Genomic DNA, 18,061 nt, shown 5'->3' on the forward strand with positions numbered 1-18,061 from the left:
GTGCTCTTGGCGTCGCGCATGTCCGCCGGTTAGATTCTTCCTTCGCACAAGCCAGTGCAAATCACGATTTCCTGCAATCTTGCCGGCTCGGTAACCTCTAATCTTGTAGACTGGCGTGCAAACCGCGCTGAATTCTTGCTTTTTGCAGGATGAAGTATATTGGATTTGCTGAGGGGACGACCGATGCGACCGATCTGCAGCGGTGACGAGTTGCGGTGAGCCTATTGACTAGCCCGAACATGAAAGTGGTTGACCTCTTCGCCGGGGCTGGCGGGTTTTCGCTCGCCGCCGTGCAAGCAGGGGCCGAGATCGTGTTCGCGGTCGAATTCGACAAGAACGCCGCCGACACCTACAAAAAGAACATAGCCGTCCCACACCGCAGCCCTAACGTCGTGGTCTACAATCGGGACATCACTTCGTTGTGCGCAGCTGGGTTGGCCGAAGTGCATTTCTCGTCCGGGGACGCTTGCGACCTGCTGCTCGGCGGCCCCCCCTGCCAAGGCTTCTCGGCCCACCGCATCAAGGGTGCTGGCATCGCCGACCCGCGCAATAAGCTGATTCACGAGTATTTCGAGTTCGTCGCCAAGTTGCAGCCCAGGGCTTTTCTCATGGAGAATGTGCCCGGCATGCTCTGGGACAGGCACAAGGACTACGTCGAAGAGTTCTATCGCCGAGCCCGAGACAACGACTATCAGATCTTCGTCCCGGTGAAGCTGGATGCCCGCGACTACGGTACGCCGCAGAGGCGCCACCGGGTGTTCATTCTCGGCCTGCGCCAAGACGTCGACGCAACGGATTTCCAGTGGCCGCCTCCGACGTCGCACTCGTCCTCTGAGGACGAAATCAAGAGCGGCAAAAAAGCTTGGGTATCCTGTGCATCGGCATTCACACCGGCACGTCCTGGCGATCCCAACGACGTGCATATGAAGCATGGTCCTACCCTTACCGCAGCGTTCGCGAACACTCCCCATGATGGAGGTAGCCGCGCGGATTCGGGTCGAGAACTGCCCTGTCATGCCAACCATGACGGCCATAGCGATGTGTATGGTCGGATCGACTCCCGGGCGCCGGCACCAACGATGACGACCGCTTGCATCAATCCGTCCAAGGGTCGGTTCGTTCATCCTCGACTTGACCACGGCATCACTCCGCGGCAAGCGGCCCGTATCCAGACTTTCCCAGATGACTTCGAGTTCGAAGGCGGACTGATGTCAGCGGGCAAGCAGATCGGGAACGCTGTGCCGATTGTGCTCGGCGAAGCGTTGATACGCCATATCCAAAAACTGTTGGCCGCCGAACGCAACGTCGGCGCGCACGACGCTCGGCCTGTCTTGAGGGCGGCCGAATGAAAACGGTAAGCTTCAAGACCCGGGCACGCACTGTCGACCATCTAGGCCGCGAGCAGATCGCCGACGTGCCCACCGCCATTTCCGAACTCTGGAAGAATTCGTATGACGCCTACGCCCGGTCGGTTTCGCTGACGATCTTCGACGCGGCGCCTCTGGTCGTGACCATCGCCGACGACGGCCATGGGATGAACGTGGACGAGCTCGTCGATCGCTGGCTGGTCGTCGGCACCGAATCCAAGCTGTTCGGCGACGGTAGATCGGACGAGGACCGCGATGGTCTGGAGCCACGGACGCGCCAGGGCCAGAAGGGCATCGGTCGCCTCTCCTCCGCCCATCTCGGCCCATTGATGCTGCTGGTCACGAAACGCCGGCAGCAGAGGATGGCCGCGGCACTGCTCGATTGGCGCCTTTTCGAGAACCCGTATCTTATCCTGACCGACATCGAGATCCCGGTGATCGAGTTCGACGACGGGTCCGAGATCGCCGACTTCCTGCCTCTGATGGCCGAGGCTTTGCTCGAGAACGTGCTCGGGAAAGGCAGCGTGGACGAGCGGTCGAGCAGAATGGTGGACGCCTGGGACAGGTACGATCTGGCCGTGCAGGCTGAAGCGGGCAGCGGCGAAAGAGCCGTGCCGTCCCAGTCCATCGTGGCGGCCTGCAGATCGTTCGTGTTGACCGACGATCACATGGCGCCATGGGGCGTGTGGTCCGGGGAGAGCGAGAAGGGCACCGTGATGGTGGTGTCGGGTGCCAGCGAAGAATTCGCCGCCTTGCTTCCCGCCAACGCGTCGTTAGCCACGGCGAAGGACGACAAGGTAAGGTTCGAGACGACCTTGGGCAGCTTCGTCGATCCGCTCTTCGACGCCGCACGGCCCGAGGTCAATGCCGCTAATCCCGACTTCCAATACGGTGTCTTCGTCTCTTCGGACGGGCTGTCGAGCAAGGTCATCGGTTCGGCGGCGGAATTCAATCGGTCGCTCACGGATCGAATGGAGCACATCGTCGATGGCCGCATCGACGAGAAGGGTGTCTTCAGGGGACAGATCAAGTCGTTCGGCAAGTGGCGCAAGGTCGGCACCGAATACGAGATCAGACCGCCCAAGGAATTCGTTCTACCCACCGGACCGGGATCTGCGCTTGGCCCGATCGATGTCTATTTCGCGACGTTCGAGCAGGAGCAGAAGAACTCCACACATACTCCTATCGATTATGAATACCTCAAGAAGCACGCCTCCCCCCATGCCGGCCTCATGATCTACCGCAACGGCCTGCGTGTGCTGCCTTACGGCCGCGAGGACAACGACTTCTTCGAAATCGAAAAGCGCCGCAGCACCCACGCTGGGCGCGAGTACTGGAATGCCCGGAGGATCTTCGGGCGCATCGCGATCAGCAGGGAGCACAATCCCAATCTCAAGGACAAGGCTGGTCGTGAGGGATTCATCGTCAACAAGGCGGCCAAGTCCCTCAAGACGCTGATCATCAACATTCTCAGATCGTCGGCATTGGATTATTTCGGCACAAATGCCGACGATCGCGTTCCGCAGTTGGCAGAGACACAACGCAATTTTGCCGAGTTCAAAGCCAAGGAGGCGCAAGCCAAGCTGCGCCAGAAACAGCGCATGCAGTTCAGGAAGAATTTGAGGGCTCGGACCGCGAGCATTCCTTCTGTGTCTGAACGCCTGCGTGCCGATATTGCGGCAACCCGTATCGAGGTGGCCGACGACATTCCCGTCGCTCAAGAGCGACTCGAGGCGGCCCAGGCCAACGTGGCAGAGCTGCGCCTGCCTGGTGCGCCATCTCCGCTCGGCACACTCGAGGATGAGTACCGATCCTATCGCCGCTCGATGACCGATTTGAACCAGATGGTTGCCGATTTCTCTGCCAGCATTGCCAGTGCAGTCGAGCGCATTCATCCGCCTTCGCCCGAAGATATCGTGCTCAAGCAGATCCAGCGCAATGAGGGCCAGCTTACCTCGCGGGTGACGCGCTGGTCCAAGGAGATCCGGGTACTGCAGGACGCCGAACGCGTCCGCATTGGCGACCTTGTGACAGAACGCAACAAGCTCCTGCGCGAGGAGACCACGCCGCTCATCGAGCAGACCAGCAGTGGCAGGATGTCGTTGACAGCCGCGTCCCGCTCGGTCGTTGAGGCCAAGAACAAGATCGATGCCGAGAACGAACTGCTGTTCCAAAACTACATTCTGGCGCTCGAGAACCTCAAAGACAGCATCGACATTCAGGCGATCGCCATCCTGGGCGGCGACGAGAACAGCGAGCTCCGCAGCACTGTCGATCGTCTGAACGGCTTGGCCCAATTGGGCATCACCGTCGAATTCCTCGACCATGAGCTCCATTCCCATGATGCCGTTATCGACGACGGCATTCAGCGGCTGAAGAAGAAGCTGGGCAAGGATAAAGATCTCGACCAGCTCGCCACCGGTTATGCCGGCCTCAAGCAGATCCTCGATTTCTTGGGGCCGTTGCGGATGGCCGGCCGACCGCAGCCTCGGGACATCGGCGGCGACTACATCCACCAGTACGTCTCGGAATTCTTCGGTCGCACCATGGCCACCAGCGGCATCGAGTTCGTCGCGACGCCGGCATTCAGACGCTTCAGCGTCTTCGACCAGCCATCGCGCCTGCTGCCGGTCTTCGTGAACCTCGTCAACAACAGCATCTACTGGTTGGTCAATGCCCGTGTGGACGATCCCAAGATCGTGTTCGACGTTCGTGACGACGAGGTCATCGTGGCCGACAACGGTCCTGGCGTGGAGGAGATGGACCTCAAGCGTCTGTTCTCCTTGTTCTTCACCAGGAAGATCGAGGGCGGACGAGGGGTGGGGCTCTATCTTTCCCAGGCCAATCTGGCCGCGGGCGGTCACACGATCGGTTATGTGCAGGACGACGACAAGAAGATCCTGTCGGGCGCGAATTTCGCGATGAAGTTCCGGGGGGCGAATATCAATGACTGAACTGGCAATGGCTGGGGAGCCCAAGCCGACGTTTACCGATCTGGTCAAGCAGGCCTTCATCGACCCGATCAGGTCGGTGCTGATCATCGACGACCAATACCCGACTTGGGAGCAGATCTTCGGCGACGAGGGCTACGATTCCGCCGACAAGACCCGATGGACATCGAAGAGCAAGATCCTGAAGGTGATCAAGCAGTTCAGGAACGTGTCGCCAGCGCTGACTGTGGACATCCATGACGGCCAGCATAACGAGCAGATCGGCAATTACCTGCACCAGTCCGACCTTTTGGTGCTGGACTATCAACTTGAGAAGAACGAGCCGCACGGCGTCCGTGCGGCTGAGATCATCGCGGATCTTCTGAACAACAATCACTTCAATCTGGTGATGATTCACACTGCGATCGGCGACCTGGTCGATCCATTCAACGCCATCCTGATGTCACTGCTCACGCCGTTGACAATCCCGGCGGGCAGGGTGGCTCAGGGCCTGGTATTGATCGAAGCGCTAGAGGATAGCGGTGACCAGGGTTTCGCGAACGTGCTCGAGGAACTGAAGGCGGCGCTGAATGCGACGGCCTACGTGGCACTCCAGCGCCATGTGATGAGTGACGGCAAGCCGGCCGAATTTATGAAGTCGGCACTCGAGTTGACAGCATATCGCGAAATCGCGGACCGAGCTGGCTGGAATGTCAATGATAGCCTCAAGGTAATGGAATGGGGCATGTCGTTGCACAACGATAAGGTTGCAGCCTACGAAGCGCCGCCGAGGGACCTGCGGTGGAGTGTGCCGGGGAGTCGTCGCAAGGCTTGGATACGGACTAACGGCGGCTTCATCGCCTTCGCCGACAAGAAGAACACCGAACTGCTGAAAATCCTCCAGGCTGCGATCGAGGATTGGCGTCCGTCCCCGTCGAGGCTCATGTCCTCCCGCATTCGCGCCGAGATCAGCAAGCAGGGCGCCGGTGCCGAGGACAATGCGCTGAGCGACAAGCACGCGTACTGGCAGTACTACCAAGAGCTTCGCAGCGCCCCGCTAGACACTTCGCCCGTCGCTCACAAGAATCGCCGAAAGACGCTTCTCGAGAGCCACGCCGCTCGTCATACCGAGCGTCTTCTGGATCTGATCGGCGAGAAGGCGGTCTCTTTCGGCCTCCAGGTGCTGGAGGCGGATCCGAGCGAAGCGAACGCGAAACGACCAGGGTTCTCAAAGCATTACGCGATCAAGTCCTCGGTCAAGGAAAGGGATAAGGCGCTGGCACACTACAACGCGCACATCTCAACCAAGCAAATCTCGGGCTGGCATCTCCATCCCGGCCACATCTTCAAGTTCGATCAGGAGATGTGGGTCTGCCTTTCGCCGTCTTGCGACCTGGTTCCCATGCAGAAGACCACTGCAGCCGTTCGCGATTCCAGTGAGGCTTCGGTGAAGCCGTTCGTTGCTGTCAGGCTCACTCCGAAGCCGAAATACTCGAGCGCCGAGGTGAATTCCAACACGCTGATATTCTTGATGGAAGGCAACGCTATCAAGACGTACAGCGTCTATCCCCGGGGCGGCGAGTTCGGTTCGCCCATTTGGAGGCTGTTCATGGCCAAGGACTATGGCAAGTTCGAGATCGGCGAGGACAGGACCGCCGATCTCGAGCTCAGCTATCTTTCCGGTAAGGGGCAGAAGATGGAAGTCGAGCCCGTAAAAGCCCGATTGGTCGGCCAGTTGCGATACGAATACGCGTTGAACCTGATCCAGAAATTGGGCGTCGAATTCACCAGGATCGGTCTCGACTTCTCCGCGCCAGCGGACTGAGATCTCAGATCCGAACATAGGAGTAGAGGCGAATGCCGCTTCGTGATGCAGGTGTAAAGATTCGCTGGGACGACGGCATTCGCGAGTTGCGCGACCTGGAGGAGGCGCAGGCCTCATCCGAGGATGGCATCTACCTGAACCACGCCTATGCCGACTATCGCGGCGTTCCGATGGACGAGGCGGTCGAATGCGTTGAAGAGGAGGCCCAATTGCTTGCCGATCTGGCAAAAGCCGATTGGGACACCGACGAGGCCGAGGAGATCGTCGAGGAGAACATGGGGGCAATGGGGCCGACCTCGTACCTCGATCCCGGTGTCGCTGGCTTGGTCATGGCTATCTCCGCCCTTGGGGGCACGCCCATCAGCTCATGCAACGGCGGCATCGTCGGAATTTCCGAGCACCGAAGCGACGTTCCCAACATCCTGTTCACGGCACCGCCCGAGACCATGGACAAGATCATCCCGCTCGCCAAGGCGAGCGAGGTGGGCCTAATCTTCAACGAGGGATATGCCGAGGCGTTCGTCGATAGGCTGCCGAATTTTCATCGGCTCGCTAGGAGGTTATTGGATTTGCCACCTTTTGGCATCGCGCCCAGCGACGGGGACTAAAGCGGAAGAATGGAGCGGAGCGGCTTCAGCATCGTGATCAATGAGGTCGATATCGTGCCACAGGTGTTCGAACCCTGGATGCTAAGCGCACGACTGCGACAGAATTAATTGCGCACAGAAGGAAGTAGGTATGGCTTGGCAGTCCCACTCGACCCGACGCTCGCCAAGTCAACACGGATGTCCGCTTTTCGGGACTGTTCTCAGCCGCGTGAACGGCCGAAATGAGGGCGCGAAGCAGCCATCTCGCTTTACAGCCGCAATCAGCGATCTGACCAGGCCGAGACCATGTGTGCCAAGGACCGCCGCAGGAGAACAGCCTGGCGCCGAATGGTCTCGTCCATAATGACGTCGTCATCCAATAGACCCACGGCGAGAGCCTCATAGCGAATGGCGATGCCCTGGAGCGTGGTGGCGGGCACGCACGCGATCTGCTCGCATAGCCGCTCCAGGTCGGTCCGAGCATCAGACCATGCCGTCCAGACACGAGGCGTGTCCTGCTGCTGCCATTGGCGATAGAGATTGCGAACCCGGCGCTTTTGCCGTTCCAGCTCAAGCCCAAGACTGATCAGGTCGTGGTCACCGAGATATTCTGCTTATTGGGACAGTGTGAACCCAGCCGGGGACAGAGCCAGCATGGCGCTTGCTACAATCACCTGCCGTCGTGTTGCTCTAGCCATGTCTGCTCTCGTCCATTGCTGGACGGACAAAGCGGTGATTTGCAGAACAAGTCTATGCGCCGCATGATACCGGTTCGGACTTAGCCCAGGTTCTTGACGAAGGCCGAGAACAACGATTGCGGATCGGCATTGAGCGCTTGGGCAATAGCCAAAAACTCCACGACATCGATGCGTCGTTCACCGCCCTCATACTTTGCGACAAAGGACTGCGGCCGACCGATCAGGCTGGCCACATCGGCTTGGGTCAGCCCCTGAGATTTGCGCTGGGCAGCGAGCAGCTCTCGCAGAACCTGATATTCTGGACTGTGGATGGAGCTGCTCATTCCGCGCCTAGAGGGACGATGAGCGCAGCAAGTTGATCCTATTGCGGGATTATCCCAAATAGGGATTTATTCATCTCTCTATGGTCTTTTGCCCACTTGGCTACCACCAGCAGAAGCCCATGACCGCAGCTGCAGCTTTCGCCTCCCGCACACTTCGGGTCTATCTTGAAGATGGAACGCCCCAAGGGCTCATCGCCATCGATGCCGGTAATTGGACAGGGAAAATACTCTGTGCGCCGGCCAGCCGCGTCAAACAGCTGCTCAAGAGATCCGAAGCAGCCCATGGCGGGATCTATGTCATGATCGGCGAGGATATGGAGCGGCCCGGCGGCAAGCTGACCTATATCGGGGAAGCCGATGATGTCGCCAGCCGTATGCGAACTCATCTGCACCGGAACACGATGGACTTTGAGCGCCTCGCCCTTGTTGTGACGGTCAATAACAGCTTGGATAAGTCGCGCAGCCGTTTCCTGGAGAGCCAATTACTCAAGCGGGTAAGTGAGGCCGGCCGAGCGCGTTTGGCGAACCAGCGGTTTCCAGAATACGAGGGTCTTTCTGAATTTGACCGAGTGGATATGGAAACGTTCATCGAGCAGGCGCTGCTCATCCTGCCGCTGTTTGGCTTTGACATCTTCCGGCAGTTGAGCCCCGATAGAGTCCTTCCTTCTCAATTCCCCTCAGCCAGCAGTGACATTTTCGTCTTTGCCACTGGCGAGGCATCGGCCAGCGCCCCCGAGACTGATGATGGGTTTGTTGTTCTAGCCGGCTCTACAGCCCGACGAACCACCACAGCTACCTTGCCGGACACCTATCGGAGTTTGCGGGAGCAACTCCGTGCACGAGGGGCGCTTGCTGCGACCCCAGCAGGATCGCTCCTCTTTACTCAGGATGTTGTCTTCACCAGCCCCTCCGCTGCTGCTGCCATTGTCGCTGGCCGCAGTGCGAGCGGACCGCACGAATGGAAACATGAACCCTCGGGCCTACTGCTCAAGGATTGGAAAGCGGACGCGATAGGGGGTTAGCGTCCCGTATCTGACCGCAACACACTACAATCGCCAATATTGATCGCCACAAAGGCTCACACAGCCCGTTATCGGAGCTCCATGGCGTCCAAGCACCAGTCTGAGTGGTAATCCCGCCGTTGGCCGCCTGTGCGCTCACGTTGGCCTTTGGCCCTTCCCTGCCAGATACGCAGCCCATGCGTCCATGAGAGAACGGCGCTTCGCCAGATAGTCAGACCGATTGTATGCCTGCTCAACTGCATTGCCCACGGCATGCGCCAACGAGGCTTCGATCAGCTCACGAGGATAGTCCGTTTCGTCACGCGCCCAGGTAGAAAACGTTGCTCGGAAGCCGTGCACAGTCTCGCCGGTACCACGGATGCCGCGCAGGCACTGCAGCATCGCCATATTGGAGAGCTTCCCGCGGGGGCCAGGGAATACCAAGTCACTGGTACGTTCCATGGACTTCAGCAACTTTACCGCCTCGCTCGACAGCGCCACGCGATGCTCGGCCCCTGCCTTCATGCGCTCGGCCGGGATGATCCATGTCGCAGCATCCAGGTCGATCTCGTTCCACCGGGCCCCGATGATTTCGCCAGTCCGGCTGGCACAGAGAATGAGCAGGATTAGAGCCTTTGCGCTAATACTCTCCAGCTTACGCAGATCGGCCATCAGGCCGCGCATCTCCGCATGGGGAACGGCCTTGTGGTGCTCGATCTTCTGCACCTTGCCGATGGCGGGCAGCAGATGGCTCAATTCACCACCCTGCCAGCGCGCCGGGTTCTCACCGGCCCGGTACTTCTTGGCCCCGGCCCAACCCAGCACCTTCTCAATGCGGCCACGCAACCGGCTGGCGGTCTCTGGCTTGGTCAGCCAGATCGGCTTGAGGATCTTATAGACATGGTCGACCGTCACCTGGTCGACCGGCAGCTTGCCGATCACTGGTCCGGCATACATGCGCAAGGTACTTTCCCACTGATCGATATGCTTCTGGTTCTTCCAGCTCGCCCGGTGGCCTTCGATATACTCCCCGGCGCACCATGCGAAGGTGGGGACGTCCGATTGGACTTGGCGTTCCAGCCGTAGGCTCTCCTTGACCGCGCGACGCTCCTCGATCGGGCTGCCGCCATTGACCAGCTTAGCCCGCTCCACCACCGCCAGTTCCTTAGCGCGGCTCAGCGGTACGTCGCTGGCCCGACCCAAGCCGATCCAATGGGTCTTGCCGTTGCGGCTATAGCGGAACACCCAGCTGCGGGTGCCCTGCTCACGGATCTGCAGATAGAGCTGGTTGTCGACGCGGTGCGTTCCATTGTCGCTGAGCGCCGCCACCTGCTGGGCAGACAGCGCGCGCTTGCCCTGGGCCATCGTAACCTCCGACTGGTTAAGTCGGGCGGACCATCGCTCTGCTCGGGGGACAAGTCCAGTGGATAAGGACCTACGAGCCGACCTACGGTCTGAGCACAGTGGGAGACGGCCGGATTCTGGGCACATATTGCGTTTCGGGCGGAGAAACCCGCCGCAGAAAGCCCCGAACAGAGGGGTGCCGGACGGAAATTGCTCGCCTATTGCGCCAACGTGGAGAAACTGCCGGAAAGGGATAAATGGCGGAGAGAAAGGGATTCGAACCCTTGAGACGGTTCCCCGCCTACACACTTTCCAGGCGTGCGCCTTCGACCACTCGGCCATCTCTCCGCATCGCCTTATCCCCGGGCTGGAATCGCCGGAGGGGCCGACGGTCAGGCCGGCGCGAGCGAGGCGCAATATACTTATCAACGGGTTCGGCGCAAGGGATCACGTCAAAGAGATGACGATTGTTTTTCATGAGGGCGCTCCCCATCTTGTGGGGCGACCCGCCCGCATGGCAAAAGAAGGTTGTGCACGGGAGGAACGGGTAAGCCAGCCACACCTTATCCCCGTCCAGCACAGGGAAAGCGGATGCGGCTTATTTTGCGAATTGCCGGTACCTGGCTGATCGGCCTGGCGCTGGTTCTGCTGGTTATCGATGGCACCCGCTCGCTGGGCGCCAATGCAGTGATGTTCACGAGCCTCGCCGATGCCTGGACCCAGGTGCATGGGGCAAGCCTTGATGCAGTGCGCAGCTTTTTCGATAGCCGGTTCTTTGCCGACCTGCTGGAGCGGGGGCTTGATGCGCTGCTGACCTATCCGGCTTTCGCCGTGTTCGGCGTACCCGGAATCGTCCTGGCGCTGGCCGGGCGGACACCCCGGCGCGAGCGCTTCGTGCGGCAGGACCAGATCTGATTTCTTCGCCTTTACGGCATGAAAGGAAGCATCCCATGTTCTTTAAATCCAAGCCCAGCACTCTTCCCGCCGCTGCCGATGCGCTGCCGGGCCGCGACACGCAAATGCCTGTGGCCGCTCAGCATTATGTCAATGGCGCAGCGCTCAAGGGACCCTATCCGGTTGAAGCCGAGACAATCTATTTCGGGCTGGGATGCTTCTGGGGCGCCGAACGCCTGTTCTGGCAATTGCCCGGCGTGAGCGTGACCGCGGTGGGCTATCAGGGCGGCAGCACGCCCAACCCGACCTATGAGGAAGTATGTTCGGGGATGACCGGGCATACCGAGGCGGTCAAGGTGGTCTATGACCCCGGGACGATCAGCCTTGAGACCCTGCTCAAGACCTTCTGGGAGGAGCACGACCCGACCCAGGGCATGCGGCAGGGCAATGATGTGGGCACGCAATATCGCTCGGCCATCTATACCACGACGCCCGAACAGGCGGAGGCCGTGGCAGCCAGCAAGGCGGTCTATCAGGCCGCTTTGACGGCGCGGGGGCTGGGCGCCATCACCACCGAGATATCCCCGGCCGGCGAATTCTATTATGCGGAAACTTATCACCAGCAATATCTGGCGAAGAATCCGAACGGCTATTGCGGCCTGGCGGGCACGGGCGTCTCGTGCCCGATCGGTACGGGCGTTGCCGCCGAATAGGGCAAGAATCGGCTAAGATCCTACGCCGATCCGGTTCACCGGATCGGCGTTTTGGTTAGCAGACTGTTAGCATTGAGCATGACACATCCCCTCATCATGCATCGCCCGGGCTTCGAGGCGTTCATCCTGAGCCTGCCGCGCGCGACCCTGGTGCGGCAATGGCGGGACGATTCGGTGGGCAAGATCGGCGGCAAGGTTTTCGCCCTGCTCGATCGCGACCCCGGCGATATCTGGCTCAAGGTTTCCGACATGGCCTATGAGCTGTTGACCGAGCTGGATGGCATCAGGCCGGCACCCTATTTCGCCCGGGCGGGATGGGTGGCGATCTCAGCCGAAAGTCCGCTGAGCGAAGATGAGATCAAAGCCTATCTCGTCGAGGCGCACCGGTTGGTGACGCTGCGGCTGACGCGGAAGGCGCGGGCGGAACTGGGGCTCTGACGGTTTTGGACGGATGGATTGGGGCTCTCAACCTACGGCCCGGGCCGCACCTGGTAGACATTGAGCGGACCTGGCGTGCTGACATTTTCCAGCCAGTCGGGCAGCGCGCCCGTGGGGGCGAGGCGCACGAAGCTGTCGGGGGCGGCGTCGGGCTGGCCATCCATTTCGGGCATGGGATCGCAGGTGACGACCAGGGTGATGCCGCGCGCCTGTAAAATCCCGCGCGCCGCTGCGATCGGGCCGTTGAAGAAGCGATAGGTATCGAGCAGGCCCTGATTGTTGCGGTGATAGGGGGCCGAGACCACGGCATGGGGCGTGTAGAGCAGCATGAAGGCCCCCATGTCATGCGGGGTCATGATGCGCTCGGGCGGCAGGCCGGCCAGATCGGCATAGGCGGCGGGGACCAGGCAGGTATTGGCCGAAGCCGGGCCGGCTGCAAAAGTGGCCGCGGCGGGGATTGTCGTGAGCGCCAGATTGACCAGGGCCGCCCAGAGCAGGCCGGTCAGGCTCAGCCAGGCGCCAGCCAGGCCCACAATGCTGGCGGGGCTGGCATGACGGAGATAATGGGCCCGGGCGGCAAGGATCAGCCAGGCCCCAGCCGGGCCGACAAATGCCAGGCTAAGGCGCAGGCCGCGCACCTGAATGAAGGCCACAGCCATGGCCACGGCGAAAAAAGCCAGCATGATCAGCCAGGCGGCGCGCTTTTCGCCCCTGGCCTGCCAGGCAGCGCAGAGCGTGGCGGCCAGTGCGATAGCGGCCGGGATGGTGGCCGAAACGACGTAGAACGGCTGCCGGACCAGGGCGGCCAAGAGCGGCAGGGCTTCGCCGACACGGGACAGCCAGCGCTCGACCAGCCAGGGATCGACCCCGGCATAGGGGCCCGAAAGGCAGTGCGGGAAGAGCGCCCCGACCAAGACCAGAACGGCGGCGCCGGCGGGGATGGCGGCAGCCAGCCGCAGGGGCCAGCCGGCCCGATGCAAGGGCAAGAGGGTAAGGCCGGCAAGCCCCAGCCCGGCCCCGAGGGCGGCCATGGCATAGACAATGGAATTGGCATCGCATGCCGGCACGAACCAGAGCGCGGGCGGCAAGGCGAGGCCGAGATGGATCAAAGTGCCCAGACCGAAGGCGAGGCCGAAATTGCGCACGGCGGCATTGTGGTCCGGCGAGGCCACGAACAGAACGCCGAAGACCAGGATGGCCGAGACCACAATGGGCAGGCTTTCGGTGCCGATGGCGAGCGAGGTGGCGGCGGCAAGACCGGCCCAGAGCGCCTGATACGGCCGGCTCAAGGCGTGCAGACTAGCCAGCACCGTCAGCTGGGCGAGGATGAACTGGACGGAGTGGTGATCGATGCGGCCGAAGTCGAATTCGCTGAATGTCACCACCGAAAAGACCGGCAGCAGCATGGCCGGCAGCACGCCCTGCCGACCGACCAGACGCAGCGCCAGGCGGCCATTGAGCCAGGTGAACAGGGCCAGCAGCAGCATGGGCCAGATATAACCGGCGGCGATTTCGGCCCCCTGGGAACCGGCGAAGGGCCGCGCCAGCAGCACCAGCAGGGCAATGGGCAGGTCGATCAGCCGGGACCAATGCATATCGGCGCCGAAGGGCGTGTTGAGGCGATATTGGGTGTGGTCGGACCAGTTCTGGCCATTGAGGAAATCGCGCACCACCACCATGCGCATGGCATCGTCATTATCGGCGAACAAGGGCTGGCCGGAACCGACCTGATGGGCGCGCAGGGCCAAGAGCGTGATAGCGAGGAGGAGGATGCCTGCCCATAGCAAGAGATCGGACCTGAGCGGTGCCTGCATTGTCGTCGCCCCCGATGGCGCCACGATGCGCCGGGATTGGGATAGCGCCGGGGGTGTTAAGGGCGGGCTAAGGGGAGGCCGCGGGGCTCGATGCCGGTGGCCGTGCCAGGATATTCACCCCAACCACAATCGCCTTCCTCGGGCCTGACCCGAGGACCATTCGCCGCTTGTGCCGGGCTGAGAATGGCCCTCGGGTCGAGCCCGAGGGAGGCTTGGTGGGTGGGAGGGATGGTGTTCTTTTCCCAGTGGGGCAAAACACCGCCATTCCGGCCTGCGCCGGGATGACATCGAGAGTGGAGTGGGTCTTGGAGGCCCGCTACTCGCCGGCCGCGATATTCTCCCCAACCACAATCGTCTTCCTCGGGCTTGACCCGAGGACCGTTCGCCGCTTGTGCCGGGTTGAGAATGGTCCTCGGGGCGAGCCCGAGGGAGGCGTGGTGGGTGGGATGGTGCTCTTCGTCGGATAGCCGCCCGATATCATCCATGACATCCGAAACGCGCATTGCCTTGTCGGCACCGGCAAAGAAAAAGGCGGCAGGGTTGGCTGCCGCCGAGTTGTCAGGGAGAAAACGAGCGCGCGCTTCTGCGCGCGAGGCTGTTGCCACACACGCATTTTGGCGCGGGAGGATTATCCGCTATGCGCGGGGCTGGGGAACAATGCGCAGATAGGGCTTCAGTTCCTTCCAGCCTTCGGGGTACTTGGCCTTGGCCGCCTCGTTGGAAACGGCCGGCACGATGATGACATCCTCGCCCTGCTTCCAATTGACCGGGGTGGCGACCTGGTGCTTGGCGGTGAGCTGCAGGCTATCGATGACGCGCAGGACCTCATCGAAATTGCGGCCGGTGGAGGCGGGATATTCGATCTTGAGCTTGACCTTCTTGTCCGGCCCGATGACGAAAAGGCTGCGCACGGTCAGCGTATTGTCGGCATTGGGATGGATCATGTCATAGAGGCGGGCAACTTCGCCCTTGGTATCGGCCAGAAGCGGGAAATTGAGCGACGACCCCTGGGTTTCCTCGATATCCTTGGCCCAGCCGGCGTGATCTTCGAGCTTGTCGACGGAAAGGCCAATGGCCTTGACGCCGCGCTTGTCGAATTCGGGCTTGAGCTTGGCGGTGTAGCCCAATTCGGTGGTGCAGACCGGGGTGAAGTTCTTGGGGTGGCTGAACAGCACTGCCCAGGAGCCATCGATATAGTCATGGAAATGGATGGTGCCCTCGGTGGATTCGAGGGTGAAATCGGGGGCGGTATCGCCAATCAGAATTGCCATCGTGTGATCCTTGTGCGCCGAAGCGACGGGGTGGTCTGTGCTGAAAACAGAATATCGTACTGCGCGCTGCGCATATAAGCGGAGCGGTGCGAAATCTTTTTATGTTGTGACCGGCGAGAACGCCATGGCGTTCCAACGGGATGGCGTGAGGCAGGATGGGGGCGGGAATGGGCCTTGGGGCTCGGGTGCCGCGATCCAATACCCTCCCCCTTGAGGGGAGGGAGGCCAAATCGGGGCTCATCTGGCATGGCGCGAACGCTGGGGCCGTTTATTGCGTATTGACCGTAGCCGGAGTGGTGGCGGGCGTCGGCGCGCCATTGGTCCAGGTGACCTGCTCGCCGGCGAGCGGAATGACCGACAGGCTCATCTTGCCCGAGCCCTGCTGCAATTCGCGGGCATGGCCGAGATAGATCAGAGAATTGTTGGCGGCGTCATAGATGCGGGTGACGCGCAGCGACTTCCAGATCAGCGAGCGGCCTTCGCGGAAGATTTCCTCCCCGCCGGGGCGGAGGGAAATATTGCCGATAGTGAGGGGGCCGACCACCGAGCAATCGAGGGCGGAATAGGAGGGATCCTCGAACCAATTGCCCTGGCTGATGCGATCGATGAAGGAGCGGTTGAAATAGGCCAGGTGGCACACGACACCATTGACCCCCGGATCGGCCACCGCATCGATGGCGATGTCATTGCCGGTCCAGTCGACGCCGACGCTGCCGACCTGGCGGCTATCGCCACAGGCAGCAAGGGAGACCGCGGCAAAGGCGGCAATGGCAAGGGCGGCGAGACGGTTCATGGGCAGGTCTCCGTGGGTTGCGGACAATAAGTGGGGACATTTGTCCGCGCGGCAAGTGGCAGGGCCATGAATGTGGAAGCCGCGCCGGCCTAAAGCGCGTCGCGATCTCAAGGATTGGCTCTGTGCGCTTTAGATTCCTTGTTTGACGCATGTCCTTATCCCCTAAACTGGGGCCCACTTAGGGAGACATGCGCTAGCGCCGCTCGCGGCGGAGGTAATATTCGAGCAGGCGGATCAGCAGGGAGAGGGAAACGGTCATGGTGAGATAGAGGAAGGCCACCACATTGTAGGTTTCAAAGAACAGGAATGTGCTGGAGGAATAGACCTTGCCCAATTGGGTGATGTCCTGCACGCCCAGGGCCGAAACCAGCGCCGAATCCTTGACCATGGAGACGAAGTCATTGCCCAGGGGCGGCAGGATGGTGCGCAGGGCTTGCGGAGCGATGACGAGGCGGAAGCATTGCCGGCGCGACAGGCCCAGCGCCCAGGCTGCCTCGACCTGGCCCCGGTTCACCGCCTCGATGCCGGCGCGGAAAATCTCGGCGATGAAGGCCGAATAGCAGATGGTGAGCGCGACGATGGCGCGCCAGGCGAAATCAAACTGGCGGATGGTGATGGCGCCGCCAAAGGGTTCGAGCAGCCAATTGAGCGTTGCCACAAGGGCCGGGGCGCCGACAAAGGCGACGTAGAAGAGAAAGACCAGCACGGGAATGCCGCGGATGATCTCGACATAGAAGGTGGCCAATTCCCGCAGGAGGCGATTGCCCGAAGTGCGGGCCAGGGCGACGAGAAGCCCCAGCGCCGTCGCGGCGGCAAAGGCGACCCCGGTGACCCAGAGCGTGGTGATTATGCCGCCCGAGAGCGCCTTGAAAATGGTGTTGTAGCCCTGATTGGTCCGGATCAGCCAGAGGCCGAGCACGAAGAGCAGCACAATGGCCAGCAGCCACCAGGGCAGGCGGGCAAGGATGGAGGGCGGGCGGGGCTTATAGGTCATGGACTATTGGTCACCGAGGCCGGGTCGACCCCGCCCCTCAGGGGAGAAGTCGACGGCCCAGCCGGCGGGTGAGGCGACGATAGAGCACCCTGATAGAGGATAAGCCACGCCGCCTATTGCGCCGCGTTGTATTCGTAGAACCACTTCTGCTGGAGCTTATCCATGGTGCCGTCGGCCTTGATGGCGGCGATGGCGGCGTTGATGGGGTCGAGCAGATCGGAACCCTGGGTGAGGATGAAGCCGAAATCCTCGGCGCCGAGCGGGCCGCCGATGACTTTGAAAGCGCCCGGATTGGCGCCGATATAGCCATTGGCCGAGGTCTGGTCCATCAGCACGGTATCGACATCGCCCGCCTGCAGCGCCGAAACCGAGGTACCGAAGGTGTCGAACAGCTTGATGCGCGGATTGGTCTCCTCGCCATCGAGGACATTGTAGACCGCGACATAGAAATTGGTGGTGCCGGCCTGGGCGCCGATCAGCAGATCGGGATCGGCGGCGAAGCCTTCGGCATCGGTGAAGCGGGCTTCGTCGGCGCGCACCAGCATATATTGCTCGCTGGTGAGATAGGGATCGGAGAAATCGATCAGCTCGGCCCGTTCCTCATTGATGGTGATGCCATCCATGCCCACTTCGAACTGGCCATCGCGCACTGCCTGGATCATCACATCCCAGCTGGACAGCTGCCAATCGACCTTGGCATTGAGGCGCTTGGCGATCTCGTTGAAGAGATCGTATTCAAGGCCCACGCCCTCCCCGGTCTTGGGGTCGACGAAATTGAGCGGCACATAGGCATTTTCGGTGACGGCGACGATGGTGCGGCCATCGAGGTCGGGCAGGGCATCCTGCGCCTGGACGGTGACGGCGCCGAATGCCAGCGAGGCCGCGGCGGTGGCGAGCAACTTGAGAAGCGAGGACATGAGGCGGCGTTCTCCCGGAAGGTTTTGCCGGCAAGACTAGACCGGACGGGCCGGATTTGGGAATGGGGTTGGTGGGGCCGCAGAGGGAAGTATTTCTTTTGGGGCGGTCATCCTGCCTCGTTCCACGCACAGGGCAGTCCTCGGGCCTGACC

The 18,061-nt window shown here is 61.3% G+C and carries 16 protein-coding genes and 1 tRNA gene; 8 read left to right on the top strand and 9 right to left on the bottom strand.

Going from position 1 to position 18,061, the window contains the following annotated elements:
- The first annotated feature begins 215 nt into the window (after positions 1 to 215).
- The 4 genes from QQL79_RS16980 to QQL79_RS16995 are packed head-to-tail and all read left to right on the top strand — an operon-like array spanning position 216 to position 6,730.
- On the top strand, positions 216 to 1,349 hold the full coding sequence (locus tag QQL79_RS16980; protein WP_284392745.1) for a DNA cytosine methyltransferase: 1,134 nt from the start codon (positions 216 to 218) through the stop codon (positions 1,347 to 1,349).
- Positions 1,346 to 4,321, top strand: a complete 2,976-nt coding sequence (locus QQL79_RS16985; protein WP_284392746.1) for an ATP-binding protein — start codon at positions 1,346 to 1,348, stop codon at positions 4,319 to 4,321. Before QQL79_RS16980 ends, QQL79_RS16985 begins: the two co-directional genes overlap by 4 nt.
- The gene (locus QQL79_RS16990) at positions 4,314 to 6,122 is read left to right on the top strand and encodes a response regulator receiver domain (RefSeq protein WP_284392747.1); all 1,809 of its coding nucleotides are present in this window, start codon (positions 4,314 to 4,316) and stop codon (positions 6,120 to 6,122) included. Before QQL79_RS16985 ends, QQL79_RS16990 begins: the two co-directional genes overlap by 8 nt.
- 32 nt (positions 6,123 to 6,154) lie before the next feature.
- A complete protein-coding gene (locus QQL79_RS16995; RefSeq protein WP_284392748.1) occupies positions 6,155 to 6,730 on the top strand; it encodes a hypothetical protein in 576 nt (191 codons plus the stop codon).
- A 260-nt stretch (positions 6,731 to 6,990) separates the two neighbouring features.
- Here the strand turns inward: QQL79_RS16995 and QQL79_RS17000 are convergent, their stop codons facing one another.
- Together QQL79_RS17000 and QQL79_RS17005 are read right to left on the bottom strand one after the other, a co-directional pair.
- Positions 6,991 to 7,149 carry a hypothetical protein gene (locus tag QQL79_RS17000; protein ID WP_284392749.1) on the bottom strand — a complete coding sequence of 53 codons (159 nt, stop codon included), beginning with the start codon at positions 7,147 to 7,149 and terminating at the stop codon, positions 6,991 to 6,993.
- A 338-nt stretch (positions 7,150 to 7,487) separates the two neighbouring features.
- Complete coding sequence (locus QQL79_RS17005; protein WP_284392750.1) at positions 7,488 to 7,730, bottom strand: helix-turn-helix domain-containing protein; 243 nt, start codon at positions 7,728 to 7,730, stop codon at positions 7,488 to 7,490.
- Positions 7,731 to 7,849: 119 nt separating this feature from the next.
- Between QQL79_RS17005 and QQL79_RS17010 the strand changes: the two genes are divergently transcribed.
- Entirely contained in the window at positions 7,850 to 8,752 is a 903-nt protein-coding gene (locus QQL79_RS17010; RefSeq protein WP_284392751.1) for a GIY-YIG nuclease family protein, read from the top strand.
- A gap of 135 nt (positions 8,753 to 8,887) precedes the next feature.
- Here the strand turns inward: QQL79_RS17010 and QQL79_RS17015 are convergent, their stop codons facing one another.
- Together QQL79_RS17015 and QQL79_RS17020 are read right to left on the bottom strand one after the other, a co-directional pair.
- On the bottom strand, positions 8,888 to 10,096 hold the full coding sequence (locus tag QQL79_RS17015) for a tyrosine-type recombinase/integrase (protein ID WP_284392752.1): 1,209 nt from the start codon (positions 10,094 to 10,096) through the stop codon (positions 8,888 to 8,890).
- A 237-nt stretch (positions 10,097 to 10,333) separates the two neighbouring features.
- Positions 10,334 to 10,423 (bottom strand) — tRNA-Ser (locus tag QQL79_RS17020).
- Positions 10,424 to 10,666: 243 nt separating this feature from the next.
- Between QQL79_RS17020 and QQL79_RS17025 the strand changes: the two genes are divergently transcribed.
- The 3 genes from QQL79_RS17025 to QQL79_RS17035 all read left to right on the top strand — a co-directional run bounded on the left by QQL79_RS17025 (position 10,667) and on the right by QQL79_RS17035 (position 12,120).
- Positions 10,667 to 10,990: a hypothetical protein gene (locus QQL79_RS17025; protein ID WP_284392753.1), complete on the top strand. Its 324-nt coding sequence runs from the start codon at positions 10,667 to 10,669 to the stop codon at positions 10,988 to 10,990.
- A gap of 35 nt (positions 10,991 to 11,025) precedes the next feature.
- Positions 11,026 to 11,682 (top strand): peptide-methionine (S)-S-oxide reductase MsrA, encoded by a 657-nt coding sequence (gene msrA / locus QQL79_RS17030; RefSeq protein ID WP_284392754.1) that lies wholly within the window; start codon positions 11,026 to 11,028, stop codon positions 11,680 to 11,682.
- Between the two features lie 78 nt (positions 11,683 to 11,760).
- Positions 11,761 to 12,120, top strand: coding sequence for an MmcQ/YjbR family DNA-binding protein (locus QQL79_RS17035; protein ID WP_284392755.1), 360 nt, complete (start codon positions 11,761 to 11,763; stop codon positions 12,118 to 12,120).
- 32 nt (positions 12,121 to 12,152) lie between these two features.
- On the opposite strand, the gene QQL79_RS17040 is transcribed toward QQL79_RS17035, so the two are convergent.
- From QQL79_RS17040 to QQL79_RS17060, 5 genes are all read right to left on the bottom strand, one after another.
- Positions 12,153 to 13,934, bottom strand: a complete 1,782-nt coding sequence (locus QQL79_RS17040) for a hypothetical protein (protein WP_284392756.1) — start codon at positions 13,932 to 13,934, stop codon at positions 12,153 to 12,155.
- A 635-nt stretch (positions 13,935 to 14,569) separates the two neighbouring features.
- Positions 14,570 to 15,205, bottom strand: a complete 636-nt coding sequence (locus QQL79_RS17045; protein ID WP_284392757.1) for a peroxiredoxin — start codon at positions 15,203 to 15,205, stop codon at positions 14,570 to 14,572.
- 268 nt (positions 15,206 to 15,473) lie between these two features.
- Entirely contained in the window at positions 15,474 to 15,998 is a 525-nt protein-coding gene (locus QQL79_RS17050) for a CreA family protein (RefSeq protein ID WP_284392758.1), read from the bottom strand.
- A gap of 193 nt (positions 15,999 to 16,191) precedes the next feature.
- Positions 16,192 to 16,992 carry an amino acid ABC transporter permease gene (locus tag QQL79_RS17055; protein ID WP_284392759.1) on the bottom strand — a complete coding sequence of 267 codons (801 nt, stop codon included), beginning with the start codon at positions 16,990 to 16,992 and terminating at the stop codon, positions 16,192 to 16,194.
- 113 nt (positions 16,993 to 17,105) lie between these two features.
- A complete protein-coding gene (locus QQL79_RS17060; protein WP_284392760.1) occupies positions 17,106 to 17,909 on the bottom strand; it encodes a transporter substrate-binding domain-containing protein in 804 nt (267 codons plus the stop codon).
- Between the last annotated feature and the right edge of the window lie 152 nt (positions 17,910 to 18,061).

It is taken from the genome of Devosia yakushimensis (assembly GCF_030159855.1).
Taxonomy (GTDB): domain Bacteria; phylum Pseudomonadota; class Alphaproteobacteria; order Rhizobiales; family Devosiaceae; genus Devosia; species Devosia yakushimensis.